This is a genomic window from Anabaena sp. 4-3 (genome assembly GCF_001597745.1).
Taxonomy (GTDB): domain Bacteria; phylum Cyanobacteriota; class Cyanobacteriia; order Cyanobacteriales; family Nostocaceae; genus Trichormus.
Genome location: NZ_LUHJ01000056.1, coordinates 1 through 17,494, shown reverse-complemented (window position 1 = coordinate 17,494; position 17,494 = coordinate 1). Strand labels below are relative to the sequence as shown.

The 17,494-nt window shown below is 42.5% G+C and carries 11 protein-coding genes; 8 read left to right on the top strand and 3 right to left on the bottom strand.

Annotation, left to right across the window (positions count from 1 at the left end):
- Positions 1 to 324: 324 nt before the first annotated feature.
- The 4 genes from A3775_RS14825 (at position 325) to A3775_RS14810 (ending at position 4,586) form a co-directional block, all read left to right on the top strand.
- Positions 325 to 1,716 (top strand): PP2C family protein-serine/threonine phosphatase, encoded by a 1,392-nt coding sequence (locus A3775_RS14825; protein ID WP_197480166.1) that lies wholly within the window; start codon positions 325 to 327, stop codon positions 1,714 to 1,716.
- A 177-nt stretch (positions 1,717 to 1,893) separates the two neighbouring features.
- A complete protein-coding gene (psbP, locus tag A3775_RS14820) occupies positions 1,894 to 2,439 on the top strand; it encodes a photosystem II reaction center PsbP (protein ID WP_066384452.1) in 546 nt (181 codons plus the stop codon).
- 70 nt (positions 2,440 to 2,509) lie between these two features.
- The gene (locus A3775_RS14815; protein WP_066425659.1) at positions 2,510 to 3,109 is read left to right on the top strand and encodes a nucleoside triphosphate pyrophosphatase; all 600 of its coding nucleotides are present in this window, start codon (positions 2,510 to 2,512) and stop codon (positions 3,107 to 3,109) included.
- Between the two features lie 94 nt (positions 3,110 to 3,203).
- Positions 3,204 to 4,586 (top strand): carotenoid oxygenase family protein, encoded by a 1,383-nt coding sequence (locus A3775_RS14810; RefSeq protein WP_066425597.1) that lies wholly within the window; start codon positions 3,204 to 3,206, stop codon positions 4,584 to 4,586.
- Between the two features lie 163 nt (positions 4,587 to 4,749).
- On the opposite strand, the gene metH is transcribed toward A3775_RS14810, so the two are convergent.
- Complete coding sequence (gene metH / locus A3775_RS14805; RefSeq protein ID WP_066425595.1) at positions 4,750 to 8,289, bottom strand: methionine synthase; 3,540 nt, start codon at positions 8,287 to 8,289, stop codon at positions 4,750 to 4,752.
- A gap of 257 nt (positions 8,290 to 8,546) precedes the next feature.
- Between metH and A3775_RS14800 the strand changes: the two genes are divergently transcribed.
- Positions 8,547 to 10,205: a metallophosphoesterase family protein gene (locus A3775_RS14800; protein ID WP_066425655.1), complete on the top strand. Its 1,659-nt coding sequence runs from the start codon at positions 8,547 to 8,549 to the stop codon at positions 10,203 to 10,205.
- A gap of 118 nt (positions 10,206 to 10,323) precedes the next feature.
- On the opposite strand, the gene A3775_RS14795 is transcribed toward A3775_RS14800, so the two are convergent.
- Together A3775_RS14795 and ndhI are read right to left on the bottom strand one after the other, a co-directional pair.
- Positions 10,324 to 10,920 carry a DUF4142 domain-containing protein gene (locus A3775_RS14795; protein ID WP_197480165.1) on the bottom strand — a complete coding sequence of 199 codons (597 nt, stop codon included), beginning with the start codon at positions 10,918 to 10,920 and terminating at the stop codon, positions 10,324 to 10,326.
- A 125-nt stretch (positions 10,921 to 11,045) separates the two neighbouring features.
- Positions 11,046 to 11,642, bottom strand: a complete 597-nt coding sequence (gene ndhI / locus A3775_RS14790) for an NAD(P)H-quinone oxidoreductase subunit I (protein WP_066384443.1) — start codon at positions 11,640 to 11,642, stop codon at positions 11,046 to 11,048.
- A gap of 981 nt (positions 11,643 to 12,623) precedes the next feature.
- Between ndhI and psaB the strand changes: the two genes are divergently transcribed.
- From psaB to A3775_RS14770, 3 genes are all read left to right on the top strand, one after another.
- On the top strand, positions 12,624 to 14,852 hold the full coding sequence (gene psaB / locus A3775_RS14780) for a photosystem I core protein PsaB (protein WP_066425593.1): 2,229 nt from the start codon (positions 12,624 to 12,626) through the stop codon (positions 14,850 to 14,852).
- A gap of 324 nt (positions 14,853 to 15,176) precedes the next feature.
- Positions 15,177 to 15,494 carry a hypothetical protein gene (locus A3775_RS14775; protein ID WP_066384254.1) on the top strand — a complete coding sequence of 106 codons (318 nt, stop codon included), beginning with the start codon at positions 15,177 to 15,179 and terminating at the stop codon, positions 15,492 to 15,494.
- 161 nt (positions 15,495 to 15,655) lie between these two features.
- The gene (locus A3775_RS14770; protein WP_066384252.1) at positions 15,656 to 17,383 is read left to right on the top strand and encodes a succinate dehydrogenase/fumarate reductase flavoprotein subunit; all 1,728 of its coding nucleotides are present in this window, start codon (positions 15,656 to 15,658) and stop codon (positions 17,381 to 17,383) included.
- Positions 17,384 to 17,494: the final 111 nt, after the last annotated feature.

Here is a 17,494-nt window from a genome sequence, read left to right as displayed (position 1 = left end):
AAACTTAACTGAACAGTATATTTTTATGCCTGAAGAGGTATGATTTACTGGTTAAGCTATGCCAGGAGCAACGTCTTGCAGTTTAGGGAACAAAACTGCTGATTTAGCTATATTCATTTTTGCCTAAAAATTCATTGATTTAAATTAATAACTTGAGGTAGAAATTTGATCAATAAATGTAATACTTGTATGGATTTATGTCCTACGTCTTTCTACTCTTGCTAAAGCAACAAGTATTGACTCAATATGGTTTAGCAATCTCGAAATAAAAATTGTATAAGTAATCTAAAATTTGTTTTTTCCAGTGCGATACTAACTGTAACTGTGTCTCAAGTACCTTCTCACCCAACAGAAAGCAATAATAGTGCTACAACGACAGATGTCACACCAGTCGTAGCACTCAAAGAACTTGTGTCACGACTGCACCGGGAACAGAATAAAATCCAAGATTTGCTCAGTTCTCTAGGTTTTGCTCTGAGAAGCTTTAATAATTTAAATCAGTTCTTGGAACTAATTCCCCTGATGGCGACAAGAGTGACAGATGCTGATGGTAGTGCTTTATTTCTTTACAAACCCAATGGTCAAATCAGATTAGAGCAATTACACTGGCAAGATAGCCGCCAACGTAAAAACATCCGCAAAGCTTTAGAAATAGCCAGCAGTCAAGTCACACTTGTAGCCAATACAGCACCTCTAGCAACGGCTACAGGAATTCTAGACGCACAGATGCACCACCAATTAGGGCCAGATGTGCAAATTTTCGGTACAGCAATTTTAGTCAAGCACACCGAACGGGGATGGCTATATGTACTGAGTCGCGATCCCGAATATAGCTGGACAGAAACCAGACAAAAATTAGTGCGGCTAGTGGCAGATCAAACGGCGGTAGCGATTGAAAATGATGAATTAGCAGTAGAACTGAGGAAAAAAGAACGTTTAGATCAAGAATTAGAAATTGGTGCGGAGATTCAAAGACGACTTTTACCACGCCAATGTCCTTCTATTCCTGGTGCTATGGTAGCAGCACGCTGTAGACCTGCCAATCGTGTGGGTGGAGACTACTACGATTTTATTCCCACTAATCAAAATCAAATTTATCTACATAACAATAGAGGTAGTCAGGATGCTGGACGTTGGGGGTTGGTAATTGGCGATGTCATGGGTAAAGGTGTGCCGGCTGGGTTGATTATGACAATGATGCGGGGGATGCTGCGAGGTGAAGTTTTGCATGGTAATTCTCCTGGGGGAGTTTTGCAAAACTTGAATCGAGTTATGTATGCGGATTTGGAAAATTCGCACCGCTTCATCACACTGTTTTATTCAGAATATAACCCGCAAAATCGGGTTTTATCTTATAGTAATGCCGCACATAACCCTCCCTTGTGGTGGCACGCAGCGACTAAAACTATTACCCGTCTAGATACCTTGGGGATGTTAATTGGCTTAGATGCTAATAGTGAATATGAAGATGCTCAGGCACAGTTAGAACCTGGGGATACAGTTATATATTATACAGATGGTTTGACTGATGCGGCGGCAGCTAGTGGCGATCGCTTCGACGAGGAAAACTTGGTGATTGCCTTCCAAGAGGCTTGCAGGTATTGTCAAAACCCGCAGGAAATTGTTGATTACTTATTTGAACAGGTGCAGCAATTTATCGGATATGAGAGAAACAATACTGATGATATGACGCTAGTTGTGCTGCAAATTCAATAGTCAAGCGACTATTGAATAAATTCGGCTTCCCCTGCCTTCCCTGCTTCCTCATCTCCCCTACACCTTCCCACAAGCATGATCTGCTTTCATCATGCGAAGCGACACAGTTGATGGGAAAATGAAAAAATGCAATTATGCTTGTCTTGTGTTGCTTCCAGCCTCAAGGAATCTGTAAAAATGTGGAAAAAAATTGTATTTATTTTGCTATTGGTGTTAAGTTTCAGCCTGAGTAATCCTGATGTAGCTACGGCTGCGGGATTTAAAAGCTTTGTAGACACCACTGATGGCTATGAGTTTTTATACCCTAATGGTTGGTTGCAGGTAAAAGTCTCTAACGGCCCTGATGTCGTGTTTCATGATTTGATTGAAGTATCAGAAAATGTTTCTGTAGTGATTAGTCCTGTTCCAGAAAACCAATCCTTACAGGAATTGGGAACACCAACGGAAGTAGGTTATAAATTAGGGAAAGCAGCGTTAGCACCTCCTGATTCTGGTCGTACAGCTGAATTAGTGAATGCTGGGGAAAAAGAATCAAATGGGAAAACTTACTATCTTCTAGAGTATTTAGTTAAACTTCCCAATCAGCAGCAACGCCACAACATCGCTAGTGTAGCTGTGAGTCGGGGTAAACTTTTTACCTTTAACGCCTCCATTCCTGAGAAACGTTGGCAAAAAGTTCAACGGACTATGGAAGATGTTGTAAATTCTTTTTCAGTGTATTAATAGGCAATAGGTATTGGGCATGAGAAAGCTGACTGATGCCCAATATCTCAATTACACTTGTCTTGTCATTATGAACATTCCCCAATTCGTACTCGCGTCTGCTTCTCCAGCTAGACGGCGTTTGCTGCAAACTGTTGGTATTGAACCTATAGTTAGTCCTAGTGATTTTGATGAGTCACAAATTCAAGTAACTGAACCGGCACAGTTAGTACAAATTCTTGCCCAACACAAAGCGGAAACTGTAGTTCCTCAGTTTCCATCAGCTTTGATTATGGGTTGTGATTCGGTCTTGGCTATTGATGGTAAGATTCATGGTAAACCAGCCGATGCCGAGGAAGCGATCGCTCGTTGGCAAATGATGCGCGGTAACGTTGGCGACTTGTACACAGGTCATGTTTTGATTGATAATACACAAAATCAAACATTAGTCAAGTGTCAAGTAACAAGAGTTTACTTTGCGGAAATTAGCGATCGCACGATTCAAGCCTATGTAGCTACAGGCGAACCCCTAAAATGTGCGGGTGCTTTTGCCTTGGAAGGTTTTGGTAGTTTATTTATCGAAAAAATCGCCGGGTGTCACAGTAACGTCATCGGACTAAGTTTACCCTTGCTACGGCAAATGTTGGAGGAACTAGGATACAGTGTCACCGACTTTTGGCAAAAAAGCTAAATGGATGTCTATGGTTTTGTTTAGAGAAGATTATACAGGACAAAACAGGCGATCGCTAACATAGATATATGTACTTATTTTGCGATGCAACACCATGACGACAACAGCAGTCAATCCCTATTTGGATGGCAACTTTGCCCCTGTGCGTGAAGAAATTAGCACCGATACCTTAAAAGTAATTGGGGAACTACCGCCAGACTTATCAGGGATGTTTGTCCGTAATGGCCCTAATCCCCAGTATGCACCGATTGGTCACTATCACTGGTTTGATGGCGATGGAATGTTACACGGTGTCAGAATTAGTAATGGTAAAGCCACCTATCGTAATCGCTACATCCGCACTCAAAAGTGGCAAATGGAGCATGAAGCAGGTAAAGCACTCTGGAGTGGGCTTCTAGAACCACCCCAGCCCGATTTACCCAGTGGAAATACGGCTAATACTGCCTTAATCTGGCACGCCGGACAACTATTAGCAGTTTGGGAAGGTGGCGCACCTCACGCGATCAAAGTACCAGAACTAAAAACTATTGGCGAGTTCACCTACAATCATAAACTAACTTCTGCTTTTACAGCCCATCCGAAAGTAGACCCGGTGACAGGTGAAATGATGTTTTTTGGCTACTCATTTGCACCACCGTTTTTACAGTACAGCGTCGTGTCAGCAAAGGGTGAATTACTGCGGACAGTACCGATTGATTTACCGATGGGTGTGATGATGCACGACTTTGCGATCACCGAAAATTATACAATTTTCATGGATTTACCCTTGACATTCAGCCCAGAAAGGATGCAACGGGGAGAACCCATGCTGATGTTTGAGAGCGATCGCCCTAGTCGTTTCGGTATTATACCTCGTCATGGTGATAACAATAACGTTCGCTGGTTTGAAACTCCCTCTTGTTACATCTTCCACACCTACAACGCCTACGAAGACCAAGACGAAGTAGTGCTGATTGCTTGTCGCATGAATTCCACCACCGTCTTAGGTGCTGACGATGCCAAAATTGATACTGAAGCAGACATCCCACGTTTACATCGCTGGCGGTTTAACCTCACCACCGGGAAAGTCACAGAAGAAATGCTAGACGATGCAGCCGCAGAATTCCCCCGCGTCAATGAAAACCTCCTAGGACGATTCACCAGATACGGTTACGCTGGTAAAATGGCGCAAAGTTCTTTACCTTTATTTGAAGGTGTAATTAAATACGACTTCAACAGTGGTAAATCCCAAACCCACCAATTTGGAGAGGGACGCTATGGGGGTGAAACTGTATTTGTACCCCGTCCTAGCGCAACTAATGAAGATGATGGGTGGTTAGTGACTTATGTTCATGATACTGCTGAAGATAGTTCCGAATTAGTAGTCATCAATGCCCAAGATGTCACCAGTGAACCCATAGCAAGAGTATTAATTCCCCACCGAGTACCTTATGGTTTTCATGGGGCTTGGGTAACAGAAGCACAACTGAATTTTTAGCTGATAGCTTCCACCATTCTCAATCACCGTAGGGTGGGCAATGTCCACCTGATGCTGATTGAGAATGATGCAGGATATTTGTTTGTAGTAAGGACTTTAGTCCTGATTTTCTAAGGACTAAAGTCCTTACTACGAACTGGTTCTGACTTGACAATTAGCTAAATCAAGCACTGAAGTATTTAGCTACTGGGTGATAAGTGATAATCGCCGTTGTAGACTGTTCAGGATAAAGTTGCTCACTGTCATCCATATATAAATTAATTCTGTCAGTCTGCAACAACTCCAGTTGCTTATACTGGTCTTGAATATTCGGACAAGCCGGATAGCCAAAACTATACCGAGAACCACGATAACGCTGTGCTAACACATCCCGAATATTATCGGGTTCATCAGCACTAAAGCCTAATTCCCGGCGAATTCTGGCGTGTGTCCACTCAGCTAGGGCTTCCGCTACCTGCACAGCCATACCGTGAAAATACAGATAATCTGTGTATTGATTATCAGCAAATAACTTCTGGGCGTACTCCGTAGCAATTTCCCCTACAGTCACCGCTTGCATCGGGAACACATCAATTACCCCCGAATCTTTGGGTGCAAAGAAATCAGCTATACACAATCTTCTTAACGACTTTTGCCGGGGAAAATCAAACTTAGCTATTTCTGGCGCGTTTTGGCTATTGCTTTCATAGATATACAAAGTATTACCTTCCGACTGACAAGGAAAATACCCGTAAATTACCTGGGGATGCAACAGATTTTCAGTGATAATGCGCTGCTTCCAAGTTTCCAAAATGGGATACACTTTTTCATCTAAGAAAGCTTGATATTCTTCCTTAGATTGTTCCTTGGGCTTGCGGAATTGCCACTGTCCAACAATCAACGCCTGTAAGTCTAAATGCCAAAATACTTCCTCAATAGGAATGTCGCTAGGCTGTAAAAGTTGCGTTCCCCAGAATGGCGGTGTCGGACGTTCAATATCTACCGCTACGGCTTCGGAACGTCGGGTGTCTATGGGGACTGGGGACTCTTGACTGGGGACTCTTGACTGGGAAGAAGTAGGAACTGGGGATTTTTGGTGGCTAGTTTCTGATGCTTGAGTACCGACTTCATCTAGGAAACCTTGTAAATCATCCCATTTACCAGATGCTTTTGCTGGCATTAATTTGTCCATGAAATGCAAGTCAGAAAAAGCATCTTTACCGTAAACTACCTTACCTTTGTAAGTATTTTGGCAGTCTTGATTGACAAATTTTGGTGTTAACGCCGCACCACCTAAAATTACAGGTACGGTAATACCTTTTTCGTTGAACACCTCTAAATTTTCTTTCATGAACGCCGTGGATTTCACCAATAACCCACTCATGGCGATACAATCAGCTTGATGCTGGTTGTAGGCTTCGATGATGTTTTCCACGGGCTGTTTAATCCCTAAGTTAATCACCTTGTAACCGTTGTTAGATAAGATGATATCTACTAGGTTTTTACCAATGTCGTGAACATCGCCCTTCACCGTGGCGATAATTACTTTCCCCTTGGCGTTATTTCCAGCCTCAGATTTTTCCATGAACGGTTCAAGATAAGCTACAGCAGCTTTCATGGTTTCGGCTGACTGCAACACAAACGGTAACTGCATTTGTCCTGAACCGAATAACTCACCCACTACTTTCATCCCGTCTAACAGGAAGGTGTTAATAATTTCCAGTGGGGGATATTGTTCTAAAGCTTTTGTGAGTTGTGCTTCTAAACCGATACGTTCACCGTCAATGATATGGCGTTTGAGACGTTCCTCGATGGGTAAGTTTTCATCAATACCTGTGTTGCGTTTGGTTTTGACACCCTCAAATAATTTGGTTAATTCTGTTAAGGGGTCATAAACGCAGACATCACCCTCAAATTTGCGTTCATCATAAATTAATTGATGGCAAACTTCTTGATGGTGTGGTTCTATCTTCGACAGTGGTAAAATCTTGCTAGCACTGACGATCGCACCATCCATACCAGCTGACATTGCCTCATGCAAGAACATCGAGTTGAGTACAATCCTAGCGGCTGGGTTTAAACCGAAGGATATATTGGACACACCCAACATAATGTGACAACCCGGCAATTCTTGACGAATGCGGCGAATCGCTTCTATAGTTGCCTTGCCATTTTCCCGGTCTTCTTCAATCCCCGTAGAAATTGGTAAAGCTAGAGTATCAAAAAATATCTCATGGGCAGGTATACCATATTCTACAGCTTGACGGTAAGCACGCTGGGCAATTTGAAACTTTTTCTCGGCTGTGCGCGCCATTCCTTCCTCGTCAATTGTGCCAATGACGACACCTGCGCCGTATTTCTTGGCTAACTCCAGCACTTTCAAAAAGCGGGGTTCGCCATCTTCGTAGTTGGTGGAGTTCAGCAAACACTTACCACCAGCTACCTTTAAACCCGCCTCCATTTTTTCCCATTCGGTGGAGTCAAGCATTAAGGGTAGGGTGACATTATTTACCAAGCGAGACACCAACTCGTGCATATCCCGCACACCGTCGCGTCCGACATAATCAACGTTAACATCTAGGATATGTGCGCCTTCTTTTACTTGCGATCGCGCCATTGACACCAGTCCATCCCAGTCTTCTGCATTCAGCAAATCACGGCACTTTTTAGAACCACTGGCGTTGAGACGTTCACCGACAATCAAGAAAGAATTATCTTGGTCGTAGGGTTGAGTAGAATAAATTGATGCGGCGGCTGGTTCTAAACTCGGCTGTCTAATTTTTGGCCTGAGTTCTTTGGTGATTTCTGCTAGTTGTTGAATGTGTTCTGGACGTGTCCCACAGCAACCCCCTATTACTTGGACACCTAAATCTTCAACAAAGTGCATTAACGCCATGCGTAATTCTACAGGCGTGAGACGGTAGTGTGCTTGACCACCGACGTTTTCAGGTAAACCCGCATTAGGAATACAAGAAACCACAAACCGTGAATGTTCCGATAAATATTTAATGTGTGGTTTCATCAAGTCGGGGCCTGTGGCACAGTTCAGCCCTAAAATATCTATGGGGTAAGGTTCTAAAATGGTCAGCACTGCGTTGATTTCTGAACCTACCAGCATTGTCCCCATGCTTTCCATTGTCACGGATACCATCAGGGGTAGACGTTCCCCTTTTTTGGCAAAGACTTCTTCAATACCATTCAATGCGGCTTTAATTTGCAGCACATCTTGGCAAGTCTCAACGATAAATAAATCAACTCCACCATCTATCAAGGCTTCTGCTTGTTCAGCAAAAGCTGTTTTCATGGTATCAAAGTCGATATGTCCCAGAGTCGGTAGTTTGGTTGTGGGGCCGATAGAACCGGCGACAAACCGGGGTTTGTCTGGGGTGGAAAATTCCGCCGCCACACTTTTGGCGAGTTGGGCGGCGGTTTTGTTGAGATAATATGCTTGATCGGCTAAGTCATACTCAGCCAAGACTATGGAAGTACCGCCGAAAGTATCAGTTTCGATGACATCTGCACCGACAGCGAGAAAGTCGCGGTGAACTTTGGCGACGGCTTCGGGTTTGGTGTGGACTAAGTATTCGTTACAACCTTCGTACTGAGTTCCGCCAAAGTCTTCAGCTGTGAGATTTTGGGTTTGCAGGTTGGTTCCCATTGCACCGTCGAAGACGATAACCGGGCGTTCCGGGCTATGCAGGTGTTTGAGGAAAGGATGAGTCATATTTTCCTAGAGGAAATGAGGATATCAAGTGAGTTTGGTGATACTCAACTTAATGTACTATTTTCTCAAATTGCAAGCTTTTGGGGTGGTGTTGCTTCACAGTGATGGTAATTGCTAGATTATCTCACGCAGAGGCGCAAAGGCGCAGAGAGGAGGAGGTTTTGATATTCGCTATTAAAGGTAAGCTATTAAGATATGCTCTGGTGTTTGCTCTATGCTTTACGCTGATTAATGTGCATTCTTTTGGGCAAACCACTATGATATCAGCACCGCAACTGCTGACTGACCCATTTTTGCAATTACCAACTGGGAATTCAGTTAGAGTAGTTTGGTTTACTGAGTTTGCTGGTAGTCAGCATACAGTTAGCTATGGTGACAATTTACAGCACAGGGTTACAGCTACTACTACTAAACTTAGCCGCACACGAGAAGACCAAAATTCTAGGGTAGGAAACCAAACCCAAGTCGGAGAGGTTTATTCACAACCTGTGCAGCGTGATATCTGGCGACATGAAGCTGAGGTGACTGGGTTAACTCCTGGTGTGCGGGTTAATTATCGGGTGACAAGTGAGAGAGAAGACGGTAAAAGTATTAGCAGTGATGTTTTTACTCTTGCACCCACACCCCTATCAGGTACACCGCAAAAAATTCTCCTGACTTCTGACCATCAACTTAAACCAATGGCACCTGCAAACCTACAAAAAGTTGTAGAAACTATCGGAAAAGTTGATGCTGTTTGGTTTGCTGGTGATTTGGTTAATGTGCCTGACCGTGCCTCGGAATGGTTTGATGATAATCGGGGAAATGCGTTATTTCCTGGTTTGCAAGGTCGCGCCCACTATGAAATGAATTATCATGACCAAAACATAGTTTACACTGGTGGGCAAATTATTCAACACGCACCGTTATTTACTTGCATTGGCAATCATGAAGTGATGGGTAGGTTGGGCAGAACGGGCAGTTTAGATGATGAGTTTAATGATACTATTCCCCGTGCTGTTGCTCAAAGACTTTATAGCGGTAAATCTTTAATCGATAATTCTTTTAATACAGTTACCTACGAAGAAATTTTTACCCTACCCGAAAGTCAAGAGGGTGGTAAAAGGTATTATGCAGTTAGTTTTGGTGATGTGCGTTTAGTGGTTCTGTACGTTACTAATATGTGGCGGACTGCTAAATTAGACTCACCTTATAAGGGGAGATATAAAGAAACAGAAAAAGATTTAAATCAACCAGAAAATTGGGGTTATGGGCAGGTAATTTATGAACCCATTACTAAAGGTAGTGAGCAGTATAATTGGTTAGTTAAAGAACTCAATAGCCCAGAATTTCAACAAGCTAAATACAAAGTTGTGATGTTTCATCATCCACCCCATACCCTGGGTGATAATATCGTTCCGGCTTACACTGAACCTGTACAAATAATTGCAAGGGACGCTGAGGGGAAAATTACAGATGTGCGTTATGAGTATCCTAAGCACTCAGATTATATTATTCGTGATGTGATTCCTTTATTAGAGGCTGCTAAGGTGCAACTTGTCTTTTTTGGTCATTCCCATTTATGGAATCGTTTTATCAGTCAAAGTGGGATGCACTTTTTAGAAACATCTAATGTTGGTAATTCTTATGGTGCTGCTTGGAATGGTAAAAAACGGGAAGTTCCTGTTGGTTATCAGGAAGATTATACAGCAGTTGGCGACCCGAATGGTTTAGAACCTGTTTCACCGACAATTAATCCTTTGGTGGGGGAAGATGGTCAGATAATGCCTTATATTGCTAGTAATGAGATTACGGTTTTTAGTATTTTTGATACTGGGAGTGGGACGGTTAGTAGCTATCGTTTTGATACCCGCAAACCTGATGCGGATGTGGTGAAATTTGATGAATTTACTTTGGGGGTAGATGTGTCGCGTTAATTTTTTCGTGTTGGTGAAGAAGATTTTTCCAGGTTCGCGCACACAGCTAAGGCGGAACCCGCTTTTTTAGGCGCAAGAAATACGATGAAAATCTTTCTTCCCTACTCTTTACTCCTTACTATATTGATAGTGCGGAAATCATTTGCAAGTTTGCATCTATGAGGCGGATATTTTTGACGGCGAAGGCTTTTAAGTCTGGATCTTCACCTAACTGTAATTGACGGGTATGAATAATTAGATTTTCCATCTGTCCGTTGATTCCGGCTTCGTTAATGTATGCTTGGTCAAAATTACTATCAGATAATTGTGATAATTGGGCAATGATGGCTTGATGCTTAGGGGCTGTATCGGTTGGGGAAGTAATACCTTTTTGGCTAGCTAATCCGTTTAATTCTTGATTAGCTTCTGTATGATTTTTAATCATTAGTTGGGCATATTCTTTAATGGTATTATTCTGAGTTTTTTGTAATGCCATTTTTGCCATTTCAATCTCTGCAATTCCGGCTTGAGTTGCTTCTAAGACAAATATCTGATCAATCGGATTTAGCTGGGTTTGGGGGTTAGTAATCTCAGGCGGAGAATTTTGAGTGATGCTTTTAGCCGTTGCTGGTTTGTTGATTTGGGGATAAAGAGAGAGTGCGATCGCTGCACTCACCCCAACAATTCCGATTGTATTGATCAACTGTTTAGTAGAATTGCCTTTTAGTAATTTCATGTGGTTGTGAATGCTAGAATTAACACTTATCAATTTATAGGTTTGAACAAGGGATAAATACCTGAATATTTAATGATGTTTACGGCTAAACTCCTCACTCTCAGCTTTAATTTCTGCCTAGATTCTTAGTGATGATTATTTTCTAAATTTTGTGCTAAAATCTCTGATGGCAATCGACCGGCTCGATGAGCATTATCAGGAACTTCATGGGGGTTAAATACTCCCTCTGGCAAGTAGACTAATTCTCTCAATGGTGTAACCATTGGGTCATTAGTTACTTTATACGGTAGTCTTCCCATCGCTACATTATCGTAGTTTAAATGATGGCGGTCATAAGTGCTGATTTCGTATTCTTCAGTAAAGGATATACAATTTGTCGGGCAGTATTCCACACAGTTACCGCAAAAAATACAGACTCCAAAATCAATACTGTAGTGATTAAGTTTTTTCTTTTTGTTGACTTTATCAAATTCCCAATCCACTACAGGTAAATTAATCGGACATACCCGTACACACACTTCACACGATATACACTTATCATATTCAAAGTGAATTCTCCCTCGGAAACGTTCAGAGGGAATGAGTTTTTCATAAGGATATTGTACAGTAATGGGACGACGGTTGAGATGGTCAAATGTCACCGATAGCCCTTGTCCTATATATCTACCTGCTAAAAATGAATGTTGGATATAATCGCCTACTTGCTGTAAAAATTTAAACATAATTAAATTCATCTCAGCTAATAATCACAGCTAACAATGCCCCTAATCAGCACGGTAATTGCTGCTATCAATTTTCACCTCTGTCAAATGAAAGGTTTTACATTCAGGATGTATGCAACTAGCGCATCAGTAGGGTACATCAGATGTCAATAAGCTGTTAATTTTTCCCAAATTCTATCTACTGCCGTACTCTACAAGAGAATAACAATGTGTGTTCACACTTACATCCTAACTTTACTCTGAGTCACCCCTGAGCAAAATCATCAGTTCAACTAAAGTAGTTCGGAAGAATGATGTAGTGAAAATTTGAATTTAGGAAATATAACAAGAAGATAGTCAGATGAATCTGAAGATAAATTTATGAAACACAACAATAAATCCATATTAGATGAAGGGGAACTTTCCTCAAATCAACATAATTTTGACGAGAATACAGCTTTAAAAGCTAGTTTTTTTGAGAAAATCCACCAAACAAAAAATAATATATTCTCTTTTATTGTCCGTAGCGTTTTTATTCTGTTATTCTCAGCATTTTTCTTCGTGGTTGCTATTTACTACGGACTGATCAATCCATAAAAAATCATCTCATTTTCAGGATACCAGTTTACTAGCTGAAGTAATGACGGCATTTAATGCAACTCTTCAGCTTTGAGGCGTATACCACACTACCAATGAAATTAGTTGTAATCTCTTTCTTTAGTGTGATGGAATTAGTAGTAGTTAATTTGTTTATTTATAGAGACGAATTAGAAAAAATTGCCTGGAAATCTAATTTCCTGAACTCAGCCTGTTGAACTTTATCAATGCCATCGTTTCTATTAAGAAAAGTAAAAAGGTGGTAACTCAATCGCCAATGGTTGCTAGTACAGTACGGCGGAAATAAGCCAACCATTTTTTTGAATTTTGACTTCGGCGTAGCGGTGCTAGCTCATTAGCAATAGCAAATTGCTTGAGTTTGTGAAAAGGATGTGATTAAAATACATGGCAGCGAAATATCCTAAATTTAGCCAGGATCTTGCTCAAGATCCAACTACGCGGCGCATCTGGTATGCGATGGCGCAAGGTAACGATTTTGAAAGCCATGATGGGATAACTGAGGAAAATTTATATCAGAAAATCTTTGCTACTCACTTTGGTCATGTAGCGATAATTTTCCTCTGGGCTTCTAGCTTGTTGTTCCACGTAGCTTGGCAAGGTAACTTTGAACAGTGGATTAAAGATCCCTTACATATTCGTCCTATCGCCCATGCGATTTGGGATCCTCATTTTGGTAAACCAGCTGTAGAAGCTTTTACCCAAGGTGGTGCTAACTATCCAGTTAACATTGCTTACTCTGGTGTTTATCACTGGTGGTATACCATTGGGATGCGAACCAATAATGATTTGTATGTTGGTTCGGTGTTCCTGTTGTTGTTAGCAGCAGTATTTCTATTTGCTGGTTGGTTACATTTACAGCCGAAATACCGTCCTAGTTTAACTTGGTTTAAGAGTGCTGAACCTCGTCTTAACCATCACTTGGCGGGTTTATTTGGTGTCAGTTCTTTGGCTTGGGCGGGTCATTTAATCCACGTTGCAATACCTGAGTCTCGTGGGGTTCATGTTGGTTGGGATAATTTCTTGACAACGTTACCTCACCCGGCCGGGTTAACACCTTTCTGGACTGGTAATTGGGGTGTGTATGCTCAAAATCCCGATACAGCAGCACATATCTTTGGCACTTCTCAAGGTTCGGGAACGGCGATTTTAACGTTTTTGGGTGGCTTCCATCCTCAGACAGAATCTCTGTGGTTGACTGATATGGCACATCACCATTTAGCGATCGCAGTTATTTTCATTATCGCCGGTCATCAATACCGCACTAACTTCGGTATCGGTCACAGTATCAAAGAAATGCTAAACGCTAGAAATTTCTTTGGCATCCGCACCGAAGGTCAGTTTAACCTGCCCCACTACGGGCTGTATGATACCTATAACAACTCTCTGCACTTCCAATTAAGTATTCACCTCGCCGCTTTAGGAACCGCAACTTCCTTGGTAGCGCAACACATGTACTCGTTACCTCCTTACGCCTTCATGGCTAAGGACTACACCACCCAAGCAGCACTATACACCCATCATCAATATATAGCCGGTTTCTTGATGATTGGGGCATTTGCCCACGCGGCGATTTTCTGGGTAAGGGACTATGACCCAGAACAAAACCGAGGTAACGTATTAGATCGAGTCCTCCAACATAAGGAAGCGATTATCTCTCACTTAAGTTGGGTGTCGTTATTCTTAGGTTTCCATACACTGGGCTTATACGTTCACAACGACGTAGTAGTTGCTTTCGGTACCCCTGAAAAGCAGATTTTGATTGAGCCAGTATTTGCTCAATTTATCCAATCTGCTCACGGTAAATTGCTGTATGGTATGGATACTCTGTTATCTAATCCTCACAGCATTGCTTTTACAGCTTACCCCAACCACGGCAACGTTTGGCTGCCTGGGTGGTTAGATGCGATTAACTCCGGTACTAACTCCCTGTTTTTAACTATAGGGCCTGGAGATTTCTTAGTACATCATGCGATCGCACTCGGTCTGCACACTACTACATTAATATGTGTGAAAGGTGCATTAGATGCCCGTGCGAGTAAGCTATTCCCCGATAAAAAAGACTTTGGTTTCACCTTCCCCTGTGATGGGCCTGGACGCGGTGGTACTTGTCAAACCTCCGCTTGGGAACAATCATTTTTCCTCGCCTTCTTCTGGATGTTAAACCTCTTGGGTTGGGTAACATTCTACTGGCATTGGAAGCATTTAGGAGTTTGGCAAGGTAATATAGCCCAGTTTAACGAAAGCTCAACATATTTGATGGGTTGGTTGCGAGATTACCTGTGGGCGAACTCTGCACAATTAATCAACGGTTATAACCCCTACGGTACAAGTAACCTCTCAGTTTGGGCGTGGATGTTCCTATTTGGACACCTAGTTTGGGCGACTGGTTTCATGTTCCTGATTAGCTGGCGTGGTTATTGGCAAGAATTAATAGAAACCCTAGTTTGGGCGCATGAACGCACACCATTAGCTAACTTAGTGCGTTGGAAAGATAAGCCTGTAGCGATGTCAATTGTGCAAGGTTGGTTAGTAGGTTTAGCACACTTTACCGTGGGCTATGTCCTCACCTATGCAGCCTTTCTCATAGCCTCCACAGCCGGTAAATTTGGATAAAGTTTTGATTTTTCTCTGACCCTTGAGCCATCATCCTCCTTTATTGCCATTAAAGGGGGATTTTTATTTTACCTAAAATTGTAGTGAACTTACACGAATAAAATGATGCAAAAAAATTGTAGGTTATAGATTTTTATTTTAAAACATTCGTAGCATTAATTACCTGAAATTTATTTAGTTACAACTATCTAGAAATTACAATAGGTAACAAAAAAGCGAGATTGTAACGTGATATTACAAACCTTGCAAAAATATTTAGAAATTGTTTGCTAGCCAAACATGGCTCTAACGTAGAACCTATAGGATAAACTTGAGGGAATCGTCATGAATAAAAATCCTAATCAAAACTATCGGTTTGTCTGCACCCTGACTTTTGGTGATATCTACGGTCAAATAATAGTGTGGTTAATCACGATTGTCGTCAGTTTAGCATCAGCTTTAGCACTGATGGGCGCAAGAAGACCAGTGTATGCTTTAGCTACGGTGGGTTTGGTGGTTTTATTATCTCTTCCTTTCTTGTTGTTCGCGTTTGTGACTACACTTTTAAATCACATTGAATTAACCGCCGTAGAACCAGGTACGAAGACTCAACCGATTCCTGGTAATGTTTCCCAACAAAAACCTGTACAAGCAACTAGCTGAGGAATGGGGTGTGGGGATGAGGGGGATGAGGAGGATGAGGAGGATGAGGAAGCGGAGGAAGCCAATATTTCACCCACTCCCCAATACCCAGTCCCCAATCCCTGATGTTTCTCAAGTCATCTCTACAATAGAACTGAGTGTTTTGCAGTCGGGAATTAAGTATGTTGGAACATGATGTGATTATTGTCGGGGGTGGCTTGGCGGGTTGTCGGGCGGCTGTGGAAATTGCCCGCACAGATCCTAGTTTAAAAGTGGCGATAGTTGCTAAAACCCATCCGATTCGTTCTCACTCGGTTGCGGCTCAAGGTGGTATCGCTGCTACATTAAAAAATGTGGATTCTACTGATTGTTGGGAGGCTCACGCCTTTGATACTGTTAAGGGTTCTGATTATCTGGCAGACCAAGATGCAGTAGCAATTCTTGCCCAAGAAGCCCCGGATGTGGTGATTGATTTGGAACATCTGGGGGTTTTATTCTCCCGTTTACCGGATGGGCGGATTGCACAACGGGCTTTTGGGGGACATTCTCACAACCGTACTTGTTACGCCGCAGATAAAACAGGTCACGCTATTCTACATGAATTAGTGAATAATTTGCGCCGTTATGGTGTGCAGATATATCAAGAATGGTATGTGATGCGCCTGATTTTAGAAGACAATGAGGCGAAAGGTTTGGTCATGTACCGCTTGCTAGATGGACATATTGAGGTTGTCCGCGCTAAGGCGGTGATGTTTGCCACTGGGGGATATGGTCGGGTTTATAATACCACTTCTAATGATTATGCTTCCACTGGTGATGGTTTGGCGATGACTGCACTGGCAGGTTTACCCCTGGAAGATATGGAGTTTGTGCAGTTCCATCCTACGGGTTTATATCCGGTGGGGGTGCTGATTTCGGAAGCTGTGCGGGGTGAAGGGGCTTATTTAATTAATTCAGAAGGCGATCGCTTTATGGCGAATTACGCACCCAGTCGCATGGAACTAGCCCCCCGTGATATTACTTCACGGGCGATCGCCTACGAAATTCGCGCCGGGCGTGGTATAAATCCTGATGGTAGTGCTGGCGGTGCGTTTGTCTATCTGGATTTGCGCCACATGGGCAAAGAAAAAATTATGAGTCGTGTTCCCTTCTGTTGGGAAGAAGCTCACCGTTTAGTCGGTGTGGATGCTGTGACTCAACCTATGCCAGTCCGTCCCACTATTCATTATTGCATGGGCGGTATCCCTGTCAATACTGATGGTAGAGTCCGCAGTAGTGGCGATGGTTTTGTTGAGGGTTTCTTTGCTGCTGGTGAGACGGCTTGTGTTTCGGTTCACGGGGCGAATCGTTTAGGTAGTAATTCTCTATTAGAATGTGTAGTTTATGGTAAACGCACTGGGGCGGCGATCGCTGATTATGTGCAGAAACGTAAGTTACCCAGCATCCATGAAAAAAGTTACATCAAACAAGCCCAGCAAGAAATTCAAGCTTTACTAGAACAACCTGGACAATACCGGATTAACCAAATACGCCAAAGCTTTCAAGATTCCATGACTCAGTTTTGCGGTGTTTTCCGTACTGAGGAATTAATGACTGAGGGTTGGGAAAAAATTACCGCATTACAGCAGCAATATACACAAATATACTTAGATGATAAAGGTAGTTGTTGGAATACAGAATTAGTTGAAGCTTTAGAACTCAGAAGTTTGATGGTAGTCGGACAAACTATCTTAGCATCAGCCCTGAATCGTCAAGAAAGTCGTGGCGCACATTTCCGGGAAGATTATCCCCAACGCGATGATGCTAACTTCCTCAAGCATACAATGGCTTACTATTCACCCGCAGGTATTGATATTCAATATCGCCCAGTCGCAATTACCATGTTTGAACCACAGGAGAGAAAATATTAACCCAGATTGTAAATCAACCAGGACTTGAGAAACCTAACCCCCCTTAGCTGAATCAAAAAGAAGCCTCTCGCCTACCCGAAGAGGCGACGAGATGAATTTTTGGGCGGCGAC